This is a genomic window from Acuticoccus sp. MNP-M23 (assembly GCF_031195445.1).
GTDB lineage: Bacteria > Pseudomonadota > Alphaproteobacteria > Rhizobiales > Amorphaceae > Acuticoccus.
The window spans coordinates 4,519,726-4,539,525 of record NZ_CP133480.1 but is presented as its reverse complement, the minus strand read 5'-3'; the positions used below and the strand labels follow the sequence as shown (position 1 = coordinate 4,539,525).

17 protein-coding genes are annotated in these 19,800 nt (G+C 64.8%); 11 read left to right on the top strand and 6 right to left on the bottom strand.

Annotation, left to right across the window (positions count from 1 at the left end; all coding sequences use genetic code 11):
• The first annotated feature begins 23 nt into the window (after window positions 1–23).
• The 7 genes from mmsB (at window position 24) to RDV64_RS20850 (ending at window position 5,969) form a co-directional block, all read left to right on the top strand.
• Window positions 24–1,220 carry a multiple monosaccharide ABC transporter permease gene (gene mmsB / locus RDV64_RS20880; protein ID WP_375143842.1) on the top strand — a complete coding sequence of 399 codons (1,197 nt, stop codon included), beginning with the start codon at window positions 24–26 and terminating at the stop codon, window positions 1,218–1,220.
• Between the two features lie 48 nt (window positions 1,221–1,268).
• On the top strand, window positions 1,269–1,667 hold the full coding sequence (locus RDV64_RS20875) for a transcriptional repressor (RefSeq protein WP_309196894.1): 399 nt from the start codon (window positions 1,269–1,271) through the stop codon (window positions 1,665–1,667).
• A gap of 91 nt (window positions 1,668–1,758) precedes the next feature.
• Window positions 1,759–2,493: a zinc ABC transporter ATP-binding protein AztA gene (gene aztA, locus RDV64_RS20870; protein WP_309196893.1), complete on the top strand. Its 735-nt coding sequence runs from the start codon at window positions 1,759–1,761 to the stop codon at window positions 2,491–2,493.
• Window positions 2,490–3,359, top strand: coding sequence for a metal ABC transporter permease (locus tag RDV64_RS20865; protein ID WP_309196892.1), 870 nt, complete (start codon window positions 2,490–2,492; stop codon window positions 3,357–3,359). Before aztA ends, RDV64_RS20865 begins: the two co-directional genes overlap by 4 nt.
• 4 nt (window positions 3,360–3,363) lie before the next feature.
• Entirely contained in the window at window positions 3,364–4,404 is a 1,041-nt protein-coding gene (locus RDV64_RS20860) for a metal ABC transporter solute-binding protein, Zn/Mn family (RefSeq protein ID WP_309196891.1), read from the top strand.
• 40 nt (window positions 4,405–4,444) lie between these two features.
• Window positions 4,445–5,470, top strand: coding sequence for a hypothetical protein (locus tag RDV64_RS20855; RefSeq protein ID WP_309196890.1), 1,026 nt, complete (start codon window positions 4,445–4,447; stop codon window positions 5,468–5,470).
• A 232-nt stretch (window positions 5,471–5,702) separates the two neighbouring features.
• Window positions 5,703–5,969, top strand: a complete 267-nt coding sequence (locus RDV64_RS20850; protein ID WP_309196889.1) for a hypothetical protein — start codon at window positions 5,703–5,705, stop codon at window positions 5,967–5,969.
• A gap of 129 nt (window positions 5,970–6,098) precedes the next feature.
• On the opposite strand, the gene RDV64_RS20845 is transcribed toward RDV64_RS20850, so the two are convergent.
• From RDV64_RS20845 to RDV64_RS20830, 4 genes are all read right to left on the bottom strand, one after another.
• Entirely contained in the window at window positions 6,099–7,640 is a 1,542-nt protein-coding gene (locus tag RDV64_RS20845; RefSeq protein ID WP_309196888.1) for an ABC transporter substrate-binding protein, read from the bottom strand.
• A gap of 126 nt (window positions 7,641–7,766) precedes the next feature.
• The gene (locus tag RDV64_RS20840) at window positions 7,767–8,648 is read right to left on the bottom strand and encodes a calcium-binding protein (protein WP_309196886.1); all 882 of its coding nucleotides are present in this window, start codon (window positions 8,646–8,648) and stop codon (window positions 7,767–7,769) included.
• 90 nt (window positions 8,649–8,738) lie between these two features.
• Window positions 8,739–9,083, bottom strand: a complete 345-nt coding sequence (locus RDV64_RS20835) for a lysozyme inhibitor LprI family protein (RefSeq protein WP_309196885.1) — start codon at window positions 9,081–9,083, stop codon at window positions 8,739–8,741.
• Between the two features lie 66 nt (window positions 9,084–9,149).
• Window positions 9,150–10,721 carry an NAD(P)/FAD-dependent oxidoreductase gene (locus tag RDV64_RS20830; protein ID WP_309196884.1) on the bottom strand — a complete coding sequence of 524 codons (1,572 nt, stop codon included), beginning with the start codon at window positions 10,719–10,721 and terminating at the stop codon, window positions 9,150–9,152.
• A 135-nt stretch (window positions 10,722–10,856) separates the two neighbouring features.
• Here RDV64_RS20830 and RDV64_RS20825 point away from each other — a divergent pair, with 135 nt between their 5' ends.
• From RDV64_RS20825 to glgX, 4 genes are all read left to right on the top strand, one after another.
• Entirely contained in the window at window positions 10,857–11,636 is a 780-nt protein-coding gene (locus RDV64_RS20825) for a cyclase family protein (protein WP_309196883.1), read from the top strand.
• A gap of 82 nt (window positions 11,637–11,718) precedes the next feature.
• Window positions 11,719–13,296, top strand: coding sequence for an NAD(P)/FAD-dependent oxidoreductase (locus RDV64_RS20820; protein ID WP_309196882.1), 1,578 nt, complete (start codon window positions 11,719–11,721; stop codon window positions 13,294–13,296).
• Window positions 13,293–13,802, top strand: a complete 510-nt coding sequence (locus tag RDV64_RS20815; protein WP_309196881.1) for a MarR family winged helix-turn-helix transcriptional regulator — start codon at window positions 13,293–13,295, stop codon at window positions 13,800–13,802. Before RDV64_RS20820 ends, RDV64_RS20815 begins: the two co-directional genes overlap by 4 nt.
• 223 nt (window positions 13,803–14,025) lie before the next feature.
• Window positions 14,026–16,278 (top strand): glycogen debranching protein GlgX, encoded by a 2,253-nt coding sequence (gene glgX / locus RDV64_RS20810; protein ID WP_375143777.1) that lies wholly within the window; start codon window positions 14,026–14,028, stop codon window positions 16,276–16,278.
• 166 nt (window positions 16,279–16,444) lie between these two features.
• Here glgX and RDV64_RS20805 read toward each other — a convergent pair whose 3' ends face one another.
• Together RDV64_RS20805 and RDV64_RS20800 are read right to left on the bottom strand one after the other, a co-directional pair.
• Window positions 16,445–18,769 carry a methyl-accepting chemotaxis protein gene (locus RDV64_RS20805; RefSeq protein WP_309196880.1) on the bottom strand — a complete coding sequence of 775 codons (2,325 nt, stop codon included), beginning with the start codon at window positions 18,767–18,769 and terminating at the stop codon, window positions 16,445–16,447.
• A gap of 129 nt (window positions 18,770–18,898) precedes the next feature.
• Entirely contained in the window at window positions 18,899–19,615 is a 717-nt protein-coding gene (locus RDV64_RS20800; protein ID WP_309199560.1) for an arginyltransferase, read from the bottom strand.
• Between the last annotated feature and the right edge of the window lie 185 nt (window positions 19,616–19,800).

Sequence of the window (19,800 nt, the reverse complement as noted above, 5' to 3'; positions counted from 1 at the left end):
ACGGATGATTTAGGGACTTAATGATGTCGCAAGAGGTGGCAGGCAAGATGAGCGGTGACAGCCGCGGCGCGCTCGCGGCAGGATTCCTGCGCAATCACATGCGCGAGTACGGGATTCTGATCGCGCTCATCGTCATCATGGCGTTCTTCCAGATCGCCACGGACGGCATCTTGCTGCGCCCGGTGAACCTCACCAACCTCGTCCTGCAGAACTCCTACATCATCGTCATGGCGCTGGGGATGCTGCTCGTTATCGTCGCCGGCCACATCGACCTTTCGGTCGGCTCGGTGATGGGCTTCATCGGCGCGCTCGCCGCCGTGATGATGGTGACCTACGACATCAACCCGCTGGTCACGTCCGTCGTCTGCATGGCGGTGGGCTTTGCCATCGGCGCGGCGCAAGGTTACTGGATCGCCTACTTCAAGATCCCGTCCTTCATCGTGACGCTGGCCGGGCTCCTCATCTTCAAGGGCGCGATCCTGCTCATTCTGGGCGGCGCCTCCATCGGCCCGTTCCCCAACTTCTTCCGTCTCCTGTCCACCGGCTTCCTGCCCGACGTGTTCGATGCCACGCGCTTCAACACGCTTTCCTTCCTCATCGGCGCCGGCGTTGCGGTGCTGGTGTTCGCGTTCGCGATGAAGCAGCGTTTCTCCGGCGAGGGCGATCAGGACGAGCCGACCGCGCTGTTCGTCGGCCGCCAGCTCCTGGTGGCGGCGGCGCTCATCTACCTGTCCTGGCTGATGGCGAACTTCCGCGGCTTGCCCAACGTCCTGGTGGTGATGGCGATCCTGATCGCGATCTATTCGTTCATCACCAACAAGACCACGGCCGGCCGGCGCGTCTATGCCATCGGCGGCAACGAGAAGGCGGCCAAGCTCTCCGGCATCAACACCGAGCGGCTGACCATGCTGGTGTTTGCAAACATGGGCATGCTGGCGGCGCTCGGCGGTCTCATCTTTGCCGCGCGCCTCAACGTGGCGCAGCCCAAGGCCGGGCAAGTGGTGGAGCTGGACGTGATTGCCGCCGTGTTTATTGGCGGTGCCTCCATGCGCGGCGGCGTCGGCACCATTCTGGGTGCCGTGGTGGGGGCATTCATCATGGGCGTCCTCAACAACGGCATGTCGCTGCTTGGAATCGGGATCGACTACCAGCAGATGATCAAGGGCCTCGTCCTGCTCGCCGCCGTCATCTTCGACGTGCTCAACAAGCGCGACGGCTGACAACGAACCGGCTTGCGCGATGGCGAAGCGTATAATATACGCTTCGCCATGACTGAATTACGCCTCAACGACACGCAGCGCACCGCGCTCGATGCGCTCATCGCTGCCACACGGCCGCTCAGCGCCTATGATGTGCTGGATGCCCTGCGCGCAACGCGCCCCACGGCCGCGCCGCCAACGGCGTACCGCGCGCTGGAGCGGCTGATCGGCCTTGGCCTTGCGCACCGGCTTGAATCCATCAACGCCTACGTTGCCTGCTGCGCCGAACATACCGACGCATCGCCCCTGTTCGCCATCTGTGATGATTGCGGCCTGGTGGACGAGGTGAGCGACCACGATGCGGTGGCATCGCTGTCGGCAAGCGCCGGCCGGAGCGGTTTCGCGCCCAAGAAATCCGTTGTCGAGCTGCATGGCGTATGCGCCGGCTGCCAGCGGGGCGCAGCGTGAAGCCTCTCCTACTGGCAGGCATTGCCGAGCGGCTGGTGCTGGCCGCCGTGTTGGCAGTGCTCCTGTGGGCGCTGTTTGCCTGGGCCATTGCATGAGCGCGCCAATCACGCTGTCCAACGTCACCCTCGGCTACAACCGGCATCCGGCAGTCCATCACCTGACGGCCAGTTTTCAGCCAGGCTCGATGACTGCGCTGGTCGGCCCCAATGGCGGCGGCAAGTCCACGCTCCTGAAGGCACTGGTTGGCGAGATCAAGCCGCACACCGGAAGCATCGAAGGGCCGCCCCGAAAGAGCGTCGCCTACCTGCCACAGCTGAGCGAGATCGATCGCAGCTTCCCAATCGGCGTCCTTGAAGTTGTCGCCATGGGCCTCTGGGCGCGGGCAGGGGCCTTCGGCCGCCTCAAGGCTGCGGACCGGGAGCTGGCGCGCGGCGCGATGGCAGCGGTGGGGCTGTCCGGCTTCGAGCGGCGGCAGATCGGTGCCCTGTCCGGCGGGCAGATGCAGCGGGTGCTGTTTGCGCGGCTCCTCCTGCAGGACTGCGAGGTCATTTTGCTCGACGAGCCCTTTGCCGCGGTGGACGAGCGGACCATCGAGGACCTTTTGGCAATTGTCGGAAAATGGCATGCCGAAGGCCGCACCATCCTCACCGTGGTCCACGACATCGACCTGGTGCGCCGTGCCTTTCCGCAAACGATGCTGCTTGCCCGCGAGCTGGTGGCCCATGGCCGCACCGCGGACGTCTTGTCGCGCGAAAACATCTCGCGCGCCCGCACCGTCGGGGAAGCGTTCGACGACCATGCCGATTTCTGCCGGCGGGCTGCATGAGCCTCGACATCGTTTCGCCCTTCGTCGAGTTCGCGTTCATGCGGCGGGCGCTGGTGGGTTGCGTGGCCGTGGGCCTTGGAGCAGCGCCCGTGGGGGTGTTCCTGATGCTGCGCCGCATGAGCCTCACCGGCGATGCCATGGCCCATGCCATCCTGCCGGGCGCGGCGGCGGGCTATCTGCTCGCCGGGCTGTCGCTGTCCGCCATGACCGTTGGCGGCCTCATCGCCGGCATTCTGGTGGCGCTCGCGGCCGGTGCGGTCAGCCGCACCACCATCTTGCGCGAGGATGCCAGCCTTGCCGCCTTCTACCTCATCTCGCTCGCCATCGGCGTGACGATGATTTCCGCCGGCGGCAACAATCTGGATCTGATGCACATCCTGTTCGGCTCCGTTCTGGCGCTGGACGACGATGCGCTGATCCTCCTGTGTGCCATCGCAACGCTCACCCTTCTTGCGCTTGCAGTCCTCTACCGCCCGCTGGTGATGGAATGCCTCGATCCGCATTTTCTGCGCGGGGTCAGTCGCCTGTCGTTCGTGGCGCATTTTGGTTTTCTGGCGCTGGCGGTGGTCAACCTTGTGGGGGCTTTCCATGCGCTGGGCACGCTGATGGCGGTTGGCATGATGGTGCTGCCGGCCGCATCCGCGAGGTTCTGGGCGGTCAGCGTCGGTGCGCTGGCGGCCGTGGCGGTGCTGTTCGCTCTTCTTGCGAGTGTGGCCGGCCTGCTCCTTTCCTTCCACTTCAATCAGCCGTCGGGCCCTGCGATCATTCTGGTCCTCGGTGCGTTCTACGTGGTCTCGCTCCTGTGCGGACCCCACGGCAGTCTGGCGGCGCGGTTCTGGCCGCGCTCGCGTCACCTGGAGGCTTAACGCCATGAAATTTCTTTTGAGCGCGGTTGCCGCGTGCGCGCTTCTCGGCGCATCGGCCGCTTCGGCTGAACCGCTGCGGGTGGTCGCCACCATGCCCATTCTGGCCGACATGACGCGCAACGTGGCCGGCGACCGGGCAAACGTCACCTCGCTGGTCGGCGAAACCGGAGACCCGCATGTGTTTCGCCCCGCCCCACGCGACGCGCAAAGCATTGCCGAGGCGGACCTTCTGGTCGTCAACGGTTTGCAGCTGGAAGGCTGGATCGACCGCCTGAAGGACAGTTCAGGCTACGAAGGCCCGGTGGTTGTCGCCACCGCCAACGTGGAACCGATCCCCGCCGACAGCGATGGGCACGACGCCCATTCCGATGAGCATGCGCACGAGCATGAAGCCCACGCTGACGAGCATGAGCACGACGCAGATGAGCACGGCCATGAAGAGCACGCGGAGCACGCGCATGAGGCCGAAGCGCACGCGGACCATGCCGAAGACCACGGTCACCACCACGGCGCGTTCGATCCGCACGCCTGGCACAGCCTTGAAAATGGCGCGCTTTATGCGGCGGTGATTGCCGACGGGCTGATCAGCCTCGATCCGGAAGGTGCTGACATCTACCGCGCCAACCTTGCCCGCTATGTGGCGCGGATGGAGGCGCTGCACGAAGAAATTGCGGCCACCTTTGCGCAAGTGCCGGACCGCAACCGCCTGATCGTCACCAACCACGATGCGTTTGCCTATTTCGGCCGGGACTACGGCCTGCGCTTCGAGGCGCCGGTGGGGCTCAGCACCGATGCCGAACCCTCGGCAACCGACATGGCCCGCATCATCACCGAAATCCGGGCCGACGGCGTGAAGGCGGTGTTTCTGGAGGCAGGGTCCGACCCGCGGCTGTCGCGGCAGATTGCCGCCGAAACCGACGCGCGCATCGGCGGGACGCTCTACGCAGGCACGCTGTCGGGACCGGACGGGCCTGCGTCCAGCTACCTTGCAATGATGGCGCACAATGCGCAGACCATCGCAGCGGAAATCGGTCCGCATAGTTGACGGTTGCAGAGACCGCACACAGGTGGAGAGGATGAGCCGGATGTCCGTTCCCACCATCCCGCGGCGCACTGCGGACGATGACCATCGCAGCGCGCCCGGCGGGCGTGTCTGGGCACCCGCGCCATCGCGCTGGCGCGCCTGGGTGAGCGCTGCGGTGGCGGCCGCCGCGTTCTTCGCGCTTGCCATCGCCCTTTCCAGCGGCCTCGGCCTTGTGGACCTTGCCCACTGGGCCGGCGCCCAGAAGCGCGCCTTCTACGACATGATCACGCAGCTCATGGGGATGAAGGACAACGCGTTTTCAGCCTCTGTGGCGCTGATTGGCGCCTGCCTCGCCTACGGCTTCATCCACGCGGCGGTGCCGGGCCACGGCAAGTTCCTGATTGCAGGGGCGGGGCTTGCAAGCCGGATGACCATGGTCCGCCTTGTGGCGTTGTCGGTGCTGGCGAGCCTTGCGCAGGCGGTGACGGCAATCGTGCTCGTCTATGGCAGCTTCTCGCTGCTCGACATCACCGCAGGCTGGGCCCAGATGGCCACCGACATGGTGCTCGTCCCGGCAAGCTACGTTGCGGTAATCGTCATCGCGCTGGTGCTGATCCGGCGGGCGTGGCGCGGCATGAGCGTCTGGTTCGACGCTGCGCCGGAGGCGCCGGCTGGCCACGCCCACCACGATCATGACCACGCCGGCCACGACCATGAAGACGGCTGCGGCCATCGCCACGCGCCAACGCTGGCGGAAGCGGAAGCCATTCATTCGTGGCGCGACGCGCTGATGCTGATCGTCGGCATCGGTTTACGGCCCTGCACGGGGGCTGTGTTCGTGCTGGTGGCCGCGTGGCGGCTCAACCTGGTCTGGGTGGGAGTGGCGGCCACGGTGGCCATGGCCATCGGCACCGGAGCATTCATCAGCCTGGTGGCCGTTTCGGCCGTCAGTGCGCGAGGCGCGACACTCCTTGCCAGCGGGGCACGGTATACCCGCTATGCGATCCCGCTCATGCAACTTCTGACCGGAGTCGCGATTTTTCTAATCGCTGCGGCGTTTCTTGCCGATCAATTGAACCTTGTTTGATCAGCTAAGATTATTCTCCTTTTCGCGAAGCTGAATGGTTGCTGAAATCGAATCAGGAACCTTTCGTCGCGGCGCTCATTTCTTTGACAGCGGCCACCACCCTGCGCCGCCCGTTCGATTGCAGTGTGCAGGTCAGCCACTGGGAGATGGGGTGGCATAGTCGCAACTTTACAGGCGAGCGGCGGCCCCCCGCGCTTTGATCGGAAGCGGGACCGAGCAGCAAAGGCGGACGATGACGCAGAGCGAACTGAACCAGAGTGTCGAAGCGAAAGCCCAGAGCTTCGGCGGCGGTGGCTTTTCCAAGCGCGACCTTCTTTACGCGGCGGCAATGCTTGGCATCGACGGGCGATCCCGGATGACGATGGAGGAACTTTCCGCCAGCGTGATCAAGGCCCTGCATAACGGGATCGACGATCAGGTCCGTCCGCAGATCGAAAGCATCGCCCGCGCCATCACGGCCCATGCGCCGGCCGTCGGTGTGCGCCACAACGCAATCTGACCGCACGGCCCGGCCTTGCGAATACGCGCAGCGAGCCAGTGCCCGGACATGAAAAAAGCGCCGGCAGGAAACTCCTGCCGGCGCTTTTTTCGTTGCGCGGCCCGCAAGGGCTGCTGGCAAAGCCTGCTTCTAGCTTGCCGGCTCCATGAGTGACGGCATCACCGCGCCGGACACGTTGGGCGTCACCTTGACCGTATCGGCGTAGATGATCGGCTGCACGTACTGGAGGAGCGGGATCACGTAGGCGTTGTCGGCAATCATCTTGTCGATGGCCTTCCAGCCTTCGATCCGCTTGGCCTCGTCAGCCTCACCCCAGAGCGGGATGATTGCCTCGATCAGCTCCTGACCATCCCATACCGAGTGCGGCGAGGGGCCGAACATGGCAAAGCCGGTGGAGGTGGCCGGGTCGCCGATGGCGTTGCCCCAGTTGTAGAACGCCGCCGGGGCCAGAGTGTCGGCCGCGCGCAGCTCGTAGTGCTTGGCGATCTCGTAGACCTCGATGTCGGCCTCGATGCCGATCCGGCGCCATGCGCCGACAATCGCCTGGATCATCTCGTAGTCTTTGGGCTTGAAGCCGCGCGTGGTCTGGATGGTGAACTTGACGGGGTTGTCCGGTCCGAACCCGGATTTCGCCAGCAGTGCCTTGGCTTGCTCCACATCGTACGGCACTTCGATGGAGGCATCGTAGGCGTCGTATTCAGGCGTCTGCAGGGTCGAGATGGGGACGCCGTAGCCCGACAGAAGGCGGTCGATCAGCAGGTCCTTGGGGACCGACATGGCGGCTGCCTTGCGCACGTTCTCGTCCAGCATCGGGCCGACATCGTTGAGGAAGATCATCGCAATGTCCGACACCGGCGTGGTGACGCCGGACAGGCCATCCTTCTCCTTCAGCCGGTCGAATTCCTCGTAGGGCATGTCGAATGCCACGTCCGAGGCGCCGGATTCCACTTCGGCGACGCGCGAGGTTGCGTCCGGAACGAACTTGATGATGACCGTCTCGTACGCCGGTGCACCGCCCCAGTAATCGGCGTTGGCCTTCAGCCGCACGAAGGCGTTTTGCTGGAACTCGTCCACCATGTAGGGGCCGGAGCCGATGGGCTTTTCGGCAAAGCCTTCCGGGCCGACTTCCTCGTAGTAGGCCTTGGGCAGGACGTAGCCGGTGAGGAAGGCCATCCACTTGAATAGGGTCGGCTCGTATTCCAGCACATCGGCGGTGATGACGTTGCCGTCGATTGCAAAGTTGCCGACCTTGGACCAGACGAACTGGATGGGGTTGCCGGTTTCCGCAGTGCCCGCACGTTCCAGCGACCAGACCACATCCTCGGCCGTCAGCGGATCGCCGTTGTGCCAGGTCACGCCATCACGCACGACCATCCGGATCTTGGTGTTGTCGTCGGTGAAGCCCCATTCGGTGAGGATGCCGGGTTCGATGGCCAGCGCCGGAGACTGGCCGATGAACTGGTCGAACACAGAGCGGTAGATGCCCTGAATGGTGGGATTGACCGCCGAGGGTCCAACGGTCGGGTCCCAGGACGGGATCGACACGTTGTAGGCGATGGTGAGGGTATCGTCGTCCTGCGCCGCAGCGGGCAGCGTGGGGCCTGCCGCAATTGCGGCGGCAAGGCCGAGGGTGAGCGCGCCTGTGGCAAGCGCGCGCCGGGTCAAAGCCATGGTCGTCCTCCATCCCGGGGCGGTGGCGCCCCGAATTTTGTTTCAGACTTCAAATTATGGAAATGCAACGACCGTGCCGTGTCAATCGAACGTTTGACACCAGCGTAAAATGCCTGGGCGGCGCGCTCAGAAGTTCTCGAAATCGTCCTGGGTGAGCAGCGTCGCATCGCGGCCGATGAGGCGCGCCAGCGTTTCGCCTTCGTAGCGGATGGCGCTGCCTTGAAAATCCAGATCGCGAAATCTGATGCCCTCATCAAGCGAGAGGAAGTCCCGCCGGAAGCTCCAGTCCCCGATCAGAAGGTTGGTGTTTGTCTGGAGGACGAAGAAATCCTCATCGCCGTGACCGCCTCCGAAGACGCGGTCGACACCGCCCTGGCCGAAGATCGTGTCGTCTCCCTTGCCGCCGCGGACGACATCGTTGCCGGCACCGGCATACAGGAAGTCATCGCCGTCGCCGCCGGAAAGACGGTCGCGGCCTTTGCCGCCGTGAACGGAATCATCGCCAGCGCCGCCCGCAAGCCTATCGTTGCCGTTTTCGCCATAGATCCGGTCGTCGCCGTTCTGGCCGCTGATGAAATCGTTGCCGGCGCCACCGAATGCAAAGTCATCGTCGTCACCTGCAAAGATCGTATCTCTGCCTTGATTGCCGCGTACCGTATCCCTGCCGGCCTCGCTGATGATCAGATCATCGTCAAAACCGCCATAAAGGTTGTCGGCGGACCGTCCCGCGCGGATGGTGTCGTCGCCTGTTCCGCCCTGAACGATGCGGGCGTATGACGTGTAGATCAGATCGTCGCCGGCATCGCCATAGGCAATGCTGGCGCTTCTGGCGTTGAGCGTGTCGTTCCCGTCGCCACCGAGGACAACATCATTGGAGGTGGCGTAGATGATGTCATCACCGCCGAGGCCCGCAATGGTGTCCCTCCGCCTGTCGTCACCGTAGAGCGTATCGTCGCCTTCGGTTCCTTCGATATAGGCGGGCGGAAGACCGGCGCGGTGGTTGACCATGATTACGCATTTACCTCTGAAACTAGCCGAAATACTGGCGGAATAGTATCCTTATACCTCCGCCGCGCAATAGTATATTGCAGAAAAAAATCAGTCCGCCGCGCCCTGGCCGACCGCCTTCTTGGTTGCCGTCAGCGTTTTGATACGCGCCCTGTAGGCTCGTTTCAGACAGGGCGTGCGCGCCCCGCAGGCGGCCCGGTCCTTCAGGAATTCTTCCTGGCTGTCGCGGGTTTCGCCGGACACACCCATCATGGCGTGGCTCATGATGTCCTTGTAGAGGGCAGCCATCTCGTCATCGAGGGCGGAGAGCTCGCCGCTGTTGCAGACGGCTTTCTCGTCCGCCGTGCTGGCCTTGGCGCAATCGAAGCTTTGCGCGGCGGCCGGAGCGGCGGCGAACATGAACGCTGCAAGTGCGCAGAAGATGATCCTCGGCATCGGGCCCTCCAGTTGTGATGGCGTACAGTGTAGCCTTGGCCAAAGCCCGCGTCGCCCCCGGCGCGGTCAGCGGCCGGTAATGCGCTTTGCGCCGAGAAATCCGGAGCCAGCGCCAACGCCCGCACCCGGCCAGGTGGACGAGCCGATCATGTGCAGGCCTTTCACCGGGCTTGTGTGATCGGCCATGCCGACGGCGGGGCGGAAGAAGAAATTCTGCCGCAGATGATGGCTGCCGCCGATGGAATCGCCGCCCACGAGGTTGGGATTGGCGGCCTCCAGATCGTCCGGCGAATGCACCGTGCGCGCCAGCACGTGGGCGCCGAAGCCGGGCGCCTCCCGTTCGATCAGCGCCATCACCCGGTCCGCCATCGCCTCCTTGATGCCGCTCCACGGCCCCGGCGCAATCTCGCCGCGTGTATCGCCGGTCACAACCGAGGGGACGACGCGCACTTGCACCCACAAGATGTGCTTGCCCGCCGGTGCGCGGGACGGGTCGACGGCTGTGGGCTGGCCGACCACGATGCCGGGCTCTGCGGGGAGGCGGCCCTCCATCGCATCGGCGTAGGTGGTGGAAAGGCCCGCCATGGTGGGTGCGAGGTGCACATAGGCAAATTTCTGCAGCGCTTCGCCGGCCCGCCAGTCCGGCAGGGCATCGCACGCAATGTGGATCATCATGGTGCCGGGGCCGTGCCTGAAGCCGGCGAGCGCCCGGTCGGTGGACGTCTTGCCGGTGGAGCCGCCGATAAGCGAGAGAAGGGCGGACGGCGTGACGGAGGCGAGCACGGCCTCGCGCGCGCCCAGCGTCTCGCCACTTGCAAGGCGCACGCCCGTGGCGCGCCCGCCAACCACATCAATGCCGGTGACGGCGGTGCCGGTGCGCACCTCACCGCCCGACGCGGCGAAGAGGCCAGCCATTGCCTTTGGCACCACATCCGCGCCGCCCTTGCCAAGGGCCATGCCGAATGCCTGGTCCGCCATCGCCTCCAGAAACGGGAACATCGCGCCGCCGGACGCATCGGGCGGAAAATCGAGGTGCATCCCCCACGGCGCCAGAAGGGCCTTCACCTCGGGCGACGTGAAGTTGGCGTCCAGAAAATCGCGCGGGCTGGAAAGGAGGAGGCGGATCGCATCGAACGTCCACGTGCGGCCCTTTGCACGCAGCGTGCGGTAGAGAAGCGCACCCAGCGAACGAAGCCGCATCGGCGCGCCGAGAATGCCGAAATAATGCGGCGCATCCTCGCCAAAGGCGGCCGTCATTTCGCGCCAGCGCGCAGCATCCGCTTCGCTGAAAGCGGCGATGCGCGCGGCCGTTGCCTCCGCATCGGTGGAAACGCCCAGCCAGCGGTCGCCGAACGGGCTGGCAAAACAATCGGTTGCCGGAACGCAGTCGAGGCCGTGGGCGCCAAGCTCCTTGCCGTAGGTCTGCGCAAAGGGGGAGCCGGCAAACAGCGACAGGTTCATGGCATAAAGGTCGTGCCGGAAGCCGGGGAGGGTAATTTCCTCGGTGGCAATCGCCCCGCCAAGGCGCGCATTGCGCTCCACCAGCGCAACCGACATGCCCTTGCGGGCAAGGTGGATGGCGGCGGCAAGGCCATTGTGGCCGCCGCCGATCACGACGGCATCGTAGCTGGTGGTCAAGGCGCATCTCCTCATCGCGAACCGCCCCATCAAGTGGAAAGGCGACGGTGGATGCAAGTGCATGTATCGCCCTTCCCACGATTGCCATGGAGGCGAAGTCGGCAGTAACGTCGCCGCCGCAACGTGGAGAATGGCATGTCAGCACTCAAAGAATTGGCCGACGGATTGTTGTCGGGAAACGTCGAGGTTGTGGATCTTGCGGCGCCGCTGGGGCCGGACACACCGCTCCTGAAGCTGCCGCCCGAGCTGGCGGTCGACACCCCCAAGATCGAGATTCACAAGATCTCCGAATATGACAGCAATGGCCCGTTCTGGGCGTGGAACTGGCTGAAGATCGGCGAGCACTCCGGCACCCACTTCGATGCGCCGACCCACTGGATCACCGGCAAGGACTACGCCAACGGCACCACCGACCGCCTGCCTGTGCAAAAGGTCGTCGCCCCGGTTTGCGTGATCGACTGTTCGGCCGAAACCGCCAAGGATCCCGATTTCCTCCTCACCGCCGACGGCGTGAAGGCGTGGGAACAGGAGCATGGCGAGATCGAGCCCGGCTCCTGGGTTGTGATGCGCACCGACTGGCACAAGCGCAACGGCTCGGAAGCCGAGTTCCTCAACGCGGACGAGACCGGCCCCCATTCGCCCGGCCCCACGGTCGACTGCATCGAGCACATTGTGGCGCGCGGCGCAGCGGGCTGGGGCACCGAATGCATCGGCACCGATGCCGGGCAAGCCGGCGGCATGGAACCCCCGTTCCCCGCCCACAACATCCTGCACAAGAACGAGCGTTACGGCCTTGCCAGCCTGTGCAATCTCGACAAGCTGCCCCCCAAGGGCGCCATTCTCATTGTGGCGCCGTTGAAGATCGTGAACGGCACCGGCAGCCCCGTGCGCGCTCTGGCGCTGGTTTCGCGCTGAGCGGCGTGACGCGCTGACTGCGCTGGCCCGGCACAAGCCGGGCCGCAACGGCCGGGACGGGCGGCCAGTGGAGGGAACGGACTTGGCGCTTTACGATCACATCATCATCGGCTCGGGCATCAATGCGCTGGTGTGCGCGGCGATCCTGTCCCAGGGGAGCCGCGTGCTCGTGCTGGAGCGTGAGACGGTGGTCGGCGGCACCATGCGCACCGACCAGCTGGCGGACGGGTTCACCTACGATCCGCTGGCGGCAACCTTCGTGCTGTTCCACGCCTCGCCGGCATTCGGCGCGCTGGAAAAGCCGCTCGCCCGCCACGGCGCGACCTTTTCGAAGACCGACCGGCCCACCGGCGTCCTGACATCCGATGGCCGCTCGCTGGTGTTGAAGACCGACCGTGCCGCAAACGCCGAAGCGTTCGATGCGCTCCACCCCGGCGACGGGGCGCGCTATCTGGCGGAGATGGGCGGGATCGACCGCAATGCGGAGCTTTTGTTCGGGCTCTTCAACAACAAGCTGATCGGCTGGAAAACAGCCCGCCTCATGGCACGCAAGGCGGTGACGATGGGCCCGCGGGGCCTCGGGACATTCTTTGCCCATGCGCTGACCACCAACCGGCGCCGCCTCACCAAGACCTACCAGTCGGATCTGGTGCAGGCGCTGTTCGCGCCATGGCCGCTGCATGCCGGCCTCAACCCGGAGCAGCCTTTTTCGGGGCAGATGGGCGCGGTGATCGCCTACGCGCTGGAGGCGATGGGGGCGCCCGTCGTGACCGGCGGCGCGGCACGCGTGCCGGAAGCGCTGCGGGCAATGATCGAGAGCGGACGCGGCACGGTGCGCACCGGCGCCGACGTGGAGGCAATCCTGCCGGGCTCTGACGGGCGTGCAGTGGCCGGCGTGCGCCTTGAAGGCGGCGAAGAGATTTCCTGCCCCTCGATCATCTGCTCGGTGACACCGACGCAGCTTTACGGCCGCCTCCTGAAAAACTGGGATCTGCCGCCGGCGGTGTCTGAAGAAACTGCCCGCTACCAGTACGGCAAGGGCAACATGCAGATCCACTACGCGCTGGACCGCCCGGTGGAATGGGCTGACGCGGCGCTGAAAGGCGTTCAGCTCCTGCACCTCACCGATGGTGTCGACGCCGTGTCCAAGGCCAGCAACGAGGCGGAGCGGGGCATGTTGCCGGCGCGTCCCACCGTCTGCGTCGGCCAGCCTTCTGCGGCTGATCCGTCCCGCGCCCCGGACGGCAAGGCTGTATTGTGGATCCAGCTTCCCGAGTGCCCCACCACCATCAAGGGCGACGCGGCGGGCACCATCGACACCCCGGCCGATGGCACATGGACCGAAGCGGTGCGGGAAGCCTACGCGGACCGCGTGGAGGCCATGATCGAGGCGCATGTGCCGGGCTTCCGCGATACGGTGGTGGCGCGCAAGGCCATGTCGCCTGCCGATGTGGCCGCGACCAACATCAACCTTGTGGGCGGCGACCCCTATGCGGGCTGGTGCGGGCTCGACCAGTTTTTCCTGTTCCGGCCGATGCCGCAGCACACCAACCAGAAGACAGCCGTGGAAGGCGTTTACATGATCGGCGCTGCCACCCATCCGGGACCGGGCCTCAACGGAACCTCTGGGTTCCTTCTGGCCAACGATCTGAAATCGTGAGCGAACAGCCCGCCCCGACCGGCTCCGAGGCGTCGCCGCCTGCGGACATGGCCGATGAACCGGCGCTGGCCGATGTCGGCCTCGACGCGTTCGCGCCCTACCTCATCAACCGCATCTCGGCTCGCTACAACGCGGATATGGCCGCAATCCTCAAGGAACACGGGCTGACCACGGCAAAGATGCGTGCGCTGGCGGTCTTGCGCGTGCATCCCGGACTGACGGTGAACGAACTTGCCGTCTATGCGGTGATGGAACAGTCCACCATGAGCCGCACGCTGGATGCGATGGAGGTTGCGGGGCTCGTCGAGCGCAACCTGCGGCCGGATGACGGGCGCGTGCGCGAGGTGGCGCTCACCGAGGCGGGGTCTGCCGCATTTGCCGCAGCCTGGCCGCTCATGCGCGAGCAGGAGAGGCGGATGCTCGGCGGGCTGGACGACGCCGCCCGCGACGCCTTTCTGGAAACGCTGCGCTCGGTGCTGGCCAATATCCGCCACCACCCGTTCTGACTGGCGGCGCGCGCAGCGGGCTGCGCCGGCTGCAAAAACCGGTTGACGCCGCGCAGCGGCACCGCGAAATCCGGTTGCACCAAGACGGCCGATACCAGCCTTGCAAAGCGCTCATTCCGCGCACTTGTACTGCGTGGAACGCTGATCATCTGATAACGTTAATCGCATTCGGCACGCTCGCTCTTCCCGAGCCCGGCGCATCCACGAACAATGAGATCTTTGCATGAGCGAAACTGACGCGACCCTCGGGACCACCGAAACGCGAGTCTCCGCGCCGCAGGTGATGCGCCGCTCGCTCATCCGCGAGGGCCGGCCCTTTCCCATCGGTGCTGCGTGGGACGGCGTCGGCGTCAACTTCGCGCTGTTTTCGGCCAACGCCACCAAGGTGGAGCTTTGCCTGTTCGACATCGACGGCAAGACCGAGCTGGAGCGCATCCGCCTGCCCGAGTACACCGACGAGGTGTTCCACGGCTATCTGCCCGAAGCACGGCCCGGCACCACCTACGGCTACCGCGTCTACGGCGAATACGCGCCGGAGGCAGGCCACCGCTTCAACCCCAACAAGCTGCTTCTCGACCCCTATGCCCGCCAGCTCATCGGCCGGCTGAAATGGGATGACAGCCTGTTCGGTTACACCCTCGGCCACCCCGACGGCGACCTTTCGTTCGACGATCGCGACAGCGCCGCCTTCATGCCCAAGTGCCGGGTGATCGACCCGGCCTTCACCTGGGGCGCGGAGCGCAAGCCGTTCGTGCCGTGGGACCAGACCATCGTCTACGAAACCCATCTCAAGGGCTTCACCGAGCGTCATCCGGATGTGCCAGAGGCAATCCGTGGCACCTTCCAGGGCCTCGCCCACCACGCGACCGTCGCCTACCTCAAGCGCCTCGGCATCAGCGCGGTCGAGCTTTTGCCGATCCAGGCGATCGTCGATGACGATTATCTGGTCGCCAATGGCCTCTCCAACTATTGGGGCTACAACACCATCGGCTTCTTTGCGCCGGACCCGCGCTATCTCGGCACGCCGTTCGTCAACGAATTCAAGGAGATGGTTGCAGCTCTCCATGGTTCGGGCATCGAGATCATTCTCGATGTGGTGTACAACCACACCCCCGAGGGCAACGAGCTCGGGCCGACGCTGTCGTTCAAGGGCATCGACAATGCCAGCTACTACCGGCTGATGCCGGACAATGCGCGCTACTACATCAACGACACCGGCACCGGTAACACGGTGAACCTGTCGCACCCGCGCGTCCTGCAGATGGTGACGGATTCCTTGCGTTACTGGGCGGACGAGATGCGCGTCGACGGTTTCCGCTTCGACCTTGCGACCATCCTTGCCCGCGAAACCTACGGGTTCGACGAGGGCGGCGGCTTCCTCGACAGCTGCCGGCAGGATCCCGTGCTGTCGTCGGTCAAGCTGATTGCCGAGCCGTGGGACATCGGGCCGGGTGGCTACCAGGTCGGCCAGTTCCCGCCGGGCTGGGCGGAGTGGAACGACAAGTTCCGCGATAACGTGCGCGAGTTCTGGAAGGGCGACGAGGGCATGGCCGCCGATCTTGCCAAACGGCTGACGGGCTCCGGCGACCTTTTCGACAAGCGTGGCCGCAAGCCGTTTGCCAGCGTCAACTTCGTGACGGCGCACGACGGCTTCACCCTCAACGATCTCGTGTCCTACAACGAGAAACACAACATGGCGAACGGTGAGGAGGGACGCGACGGCCACTCCCACAACATCTCGTGGAACCACGGGGTGGAGGGGCCGACGGACGACCCGGAAATCACGGCACTGCGAGAGCGGCAGAAGCGCAACATCCTCGCAACGCTGTTGTTCTCGCAAGGGACGCCCATGCTCCTCGCGGGCGACGAGATGGGCCGTACCCAGGATGGCAACAACAACGCCTACTGCCAGGACAACGAAATTGCCTGGCTGGACTGGGACGGCCGTTCCGAAGACGACCGCGCGCTGACCGCGTTCACCCGCAAGCTTATTGTCCTTCGCCGCACCTACCCGATGCTGCGGCGCAACCGTTTTCTGACCGGCCAGAACAACCCCGAACTCGACGTGAAGGACGTGACGTGGCTCGCGCCCGACAATTCCGAAATGTCGAGTGAGAACTGGGACGACCCCAACACGCGCTGCTTCGGGATGTTGCTGGACGGCCGGGCGCAGCCCTCCGGTATCGTCAAGCGCGGCGAGGATGCCACGCTGCTGATGATCCTCAACGCCTATCACGACGATGTGGGCTTCATCCTGCCAGAGGTCACAGGCGGCACCGATTGGCTCTGCCTGGTGGACACCACGCGCCCCGAGCTTGAGGACCCGGAAACCCTCAAGTCCGGCGAAACGTGCAACGTGACCGGTCGTTCGCTGATGTTGTTTGCGCTGGACACTGCCGGCCACGCCAAGTCGCAGACCCGCAATGCGGAAAGTGGCCTGCATGATGTGGCCTGGGACCAGCAGTCGGGCGCCTGAGCCCGTAGGCCTAGGTTGCGGCTCTTCCGCTTTTACCCAGGCCGTGCGGCTGACGCGTCGGCATGATCATCGCGAAAAAGTCCCGCCAGTGACGCGCTGGCGGGACATTTTTTTGGGGGCGAGTGCCGTGTCCGGGTCCGACCGGCGGGCGGTCCCAGCGCGCCGGTCAGACCCGGCGCAGCACTTCCAGGAAACGGTCGGTTTCGCGGCCAAGATTGTCGTTGGCGGACGAGACCGCTTCGGCCGATTGGCTGAGCTCCTGGGTCGCCGCCATGTTGGCCTCGGAGAAATTCTCCACCTCCTGAATGGTCGTGGTTGCGTTCTCGGCGCCTTCAGCCGCGATCTGCGCATTCCGGCTAATCTCGCTGGTGGCGACCTGCTGTTCTTCGGCAGACGCCGCCACGCTGACGAACACTTCGTTGATCTCCTCGATCACCCGCGACACGTTGGTGATGCCTTCGGTGACGTTTGCGATCTGCTCCTGAATGGCGCTTGTCTGCTCGCTGACCTTGGCGGTGGCCTGCCCCGTCTGGACGGCGAGGTTCTTCACCTCGGTGGCGACCACCGCAAACCCCTTGCCGGCCTCGCCGGCGCGGGCGGCCTCGATGGTGGCGTTGAGAGCAAGCAGGCTGACCTGGTTGGCAATTTCCGAGATGGTCTCCACCACCGTGGAGATGTTGCGGCTGGCGGCCGAGAGCGTTTCAGCCCGGCTTGCGACATCCTTGGCAACGCTGGCAGCTTCCGAACTGCGGCGGGACGACTGCGTCATCTGGGTCGAGATCTCGCTGATGGAGGCGGACAGTTCCTCCGCGGCGGACGCAACGGTCTGGACGCTGCTGGATGCAGAGAAGACCGCTTCCGAGCCGGATTTGAGGTGCGTGCGTGTTTTCTGCACGCCGTCGCCGATATTGCCGATGCGGCTGCGCATGGCGCTGAAGGTCTCGTTGATGTCATGGACGGTTCGACGAACGTCGTCCTCGATCTCGTTCAGCCGCGTCATCTCTGCCGTCACGACGCGCCACGACAGGACCGTTCCGCTGTAAACGCCATCCCGGTCGAACAGTGGGGCGACGTAAAGGTCGAAGAATTCGAGGCCCTTGAAGTCGATCATGCCGCGCCAGGGGAGGTTGCTGGGATCGCTCAGGATGCGCCGCTGACGTTCCGGGTTTTCGTGGAACATGTCGATGGAGCGGCCCATCATCTCGTCGGGACCGCAGGGGAGATGGTCGCGCAACTTTTCGAGAACGCTTTTCGCCGCGTCGTTCATGTAGGTGATCTTGAAGTCATTTTGCGGATCGGCAAGCATGACTGGCAGGGACATGCCGTTCACCATCTTGGTCTGTGTGTCCACAGCAGCCAGCGCCGGACGCAGCTGCGCAACGCTGTCCCACATCCGGCCAAGTTCGTCCTTTGCGTTCTTTTCGCGGACGGCAAAGCGGGTTTTGAACTGGGCCAGATCGTCGAGGGCGGCGGTGACGGCGCGCAAGGGGCGCGACAGGGTCTGGATTTGAATGAAGCCGATGGCGGTTAGAAGGAGGAGGCCTGCAACCAGAACGACGATGCAGAACACGACCATGCCGGCGATGGTCCCTTCGGTTGCGTCGTTCAACGCAGCCTCTTCGACCAGCAGAAGCTCCGCCACCTGATCGAGCTTCTCGATGATTTCGGTCTTCACCGCGCCGGTTTCCTGCCCCAGCGTCGTCTTGAACTCCTGGCTGATGTCGCCCAGCGCATCCAATTTCGTGCGGTAGTTTTCGAGGCCGTCCTGATAGGTGCTGGCGGAAACGGCCGCGCCTGACTGGGATGCGAGCAGCGCCATCCGCGGGGCCAGCGCCTGCGCCTCGGACAGATAGTCCCGCGCGGTGGTGAGCGATGCCGGGGTGCCAGCCGTCAGGAAGCGCTGGACGGAGAGGCGGGACTTGAGGAGCAGAGCTTCGACGGCGCGCATTGCCTCCATTGCTTCGGGGTTGCTGGCTGCGTTCGCGGTGTCGATGGCTTCGGTCAAGTGGGCCGTCAGGCTGTTGCCGGTGGTCTCAAGGGTTGTGACGAGCACGCTGCGCTGCGCTTGAAGTTCGAGCGTGCGCGCGACATTGATTTCAAACCGGTCAAGCAGGCCCGCGATCTCGGCGAGCAACGGGCTGGCTGCCTCGCTTGTCACCCCGCGTTGAACATGTGCGCGCTCCCGCTCCATTTCGCGCAGCGCTTCGTGCACGGCCTGCATCCGGTCGTTGGACGGTGTAACCCGGTAATCCAGGATAGCCGCCCAGGCCTCGGCAAGCCGTTCTTCCAGCTTGATGACATGCAGGTTCTCGCTGGCCGCTGCCTCCAGCTTGGTAAAATTGTCCGCGATATTGCGCGCGCGCTGGTAGCTCAGGCCCTGCGACAGGACGAACAGCATGAAGATCAGGAGCACTGATGCGACGATCTTGGTCGATGTGGTGATGTTGTTGAGGAGGTTTGGCGCGCGGCCGAATGTCGACTCTGTGCTCATGCTCGTTCGGCTCCCGTTGAGGCTCAAACCTCAGTAGCGGACGAGCCTTGCGCGAAAGGTGCGGCGCGGACGGGGACGATGCGATAGACGGACGCACAACCGGCGGCAGCCACCGCGATGGTAGCGGGCCTAGAGCCGTGCCCAGCCGCGGTTGGTGAGCTGTTCCTGCGGCTGGAACCGCGTCTTGTAGGCCATCTTGTCGGAGCCATCGACCCAGTAGCCGAGATAGACGTAGGGCAGGCCGAGCGCTGCAGCGCGCGCCACGTGGTCGAGAATCATGAAGGTGCCGAGGGAGGTTGCCACCTCGTCCGGCTCGTAGAACGAGTAGACCATCGACAGCCCGTCGGACAGAACGTCGGTCAGCGCACAGCCCAGCAGCGCACCGCGGTTGTGCCCCGTGCCTGGTGCCCGGTACTCGAAGACGCGGGTATCGACGTGGGTGTCCTCGACCATCATCGCATAGTCGAGCACGGTCATGTCGGCCATGCCGCCTTCGGCGTGGCGCGTGTCGAGATAGGCGCGAAACACGGCGTATTGTTCGGACGAGGGGAGGGCCGGGCGCTCGATCCGCTCGATGTGATTGTTGGTCTTCACCACCCGTTTCAGCGACCGGGTCCAGTCGAACTCGTCCACCACAACGCGGACCGAAACGCATGCCCGGCACCCATCGCACGCCGGCCGGTAGGCGATGTTCTGGCTGCGGCGGAAGCCGCCTTGGGTCAGAACGTCGTTCAGGCCTTCGGCGCGCTCACCCACAAGATGCGTGAAGACTTTGCGCTCGAGCCGTCCGGGAAGGTAGGGGCACTGGGACGGGGATGTCAGGTAGAATTGCGGGTGCTCGGTCAACCGGCGGACGGTGACGCGGCGGCGCTGCCGCGGCGGCTTGTCCAGGCTGACGGCGGCGGTCTCCCGCGCATCGTCACCGGCGGTTGGGTCGGCCGACGCATCGAGATTCGAGCCATTGGCGAAGCGGTGTTCAGATTTCATCATCCAATCCGCTCAGCTCCCTCTCTGTTTCGACCTGCGATCAA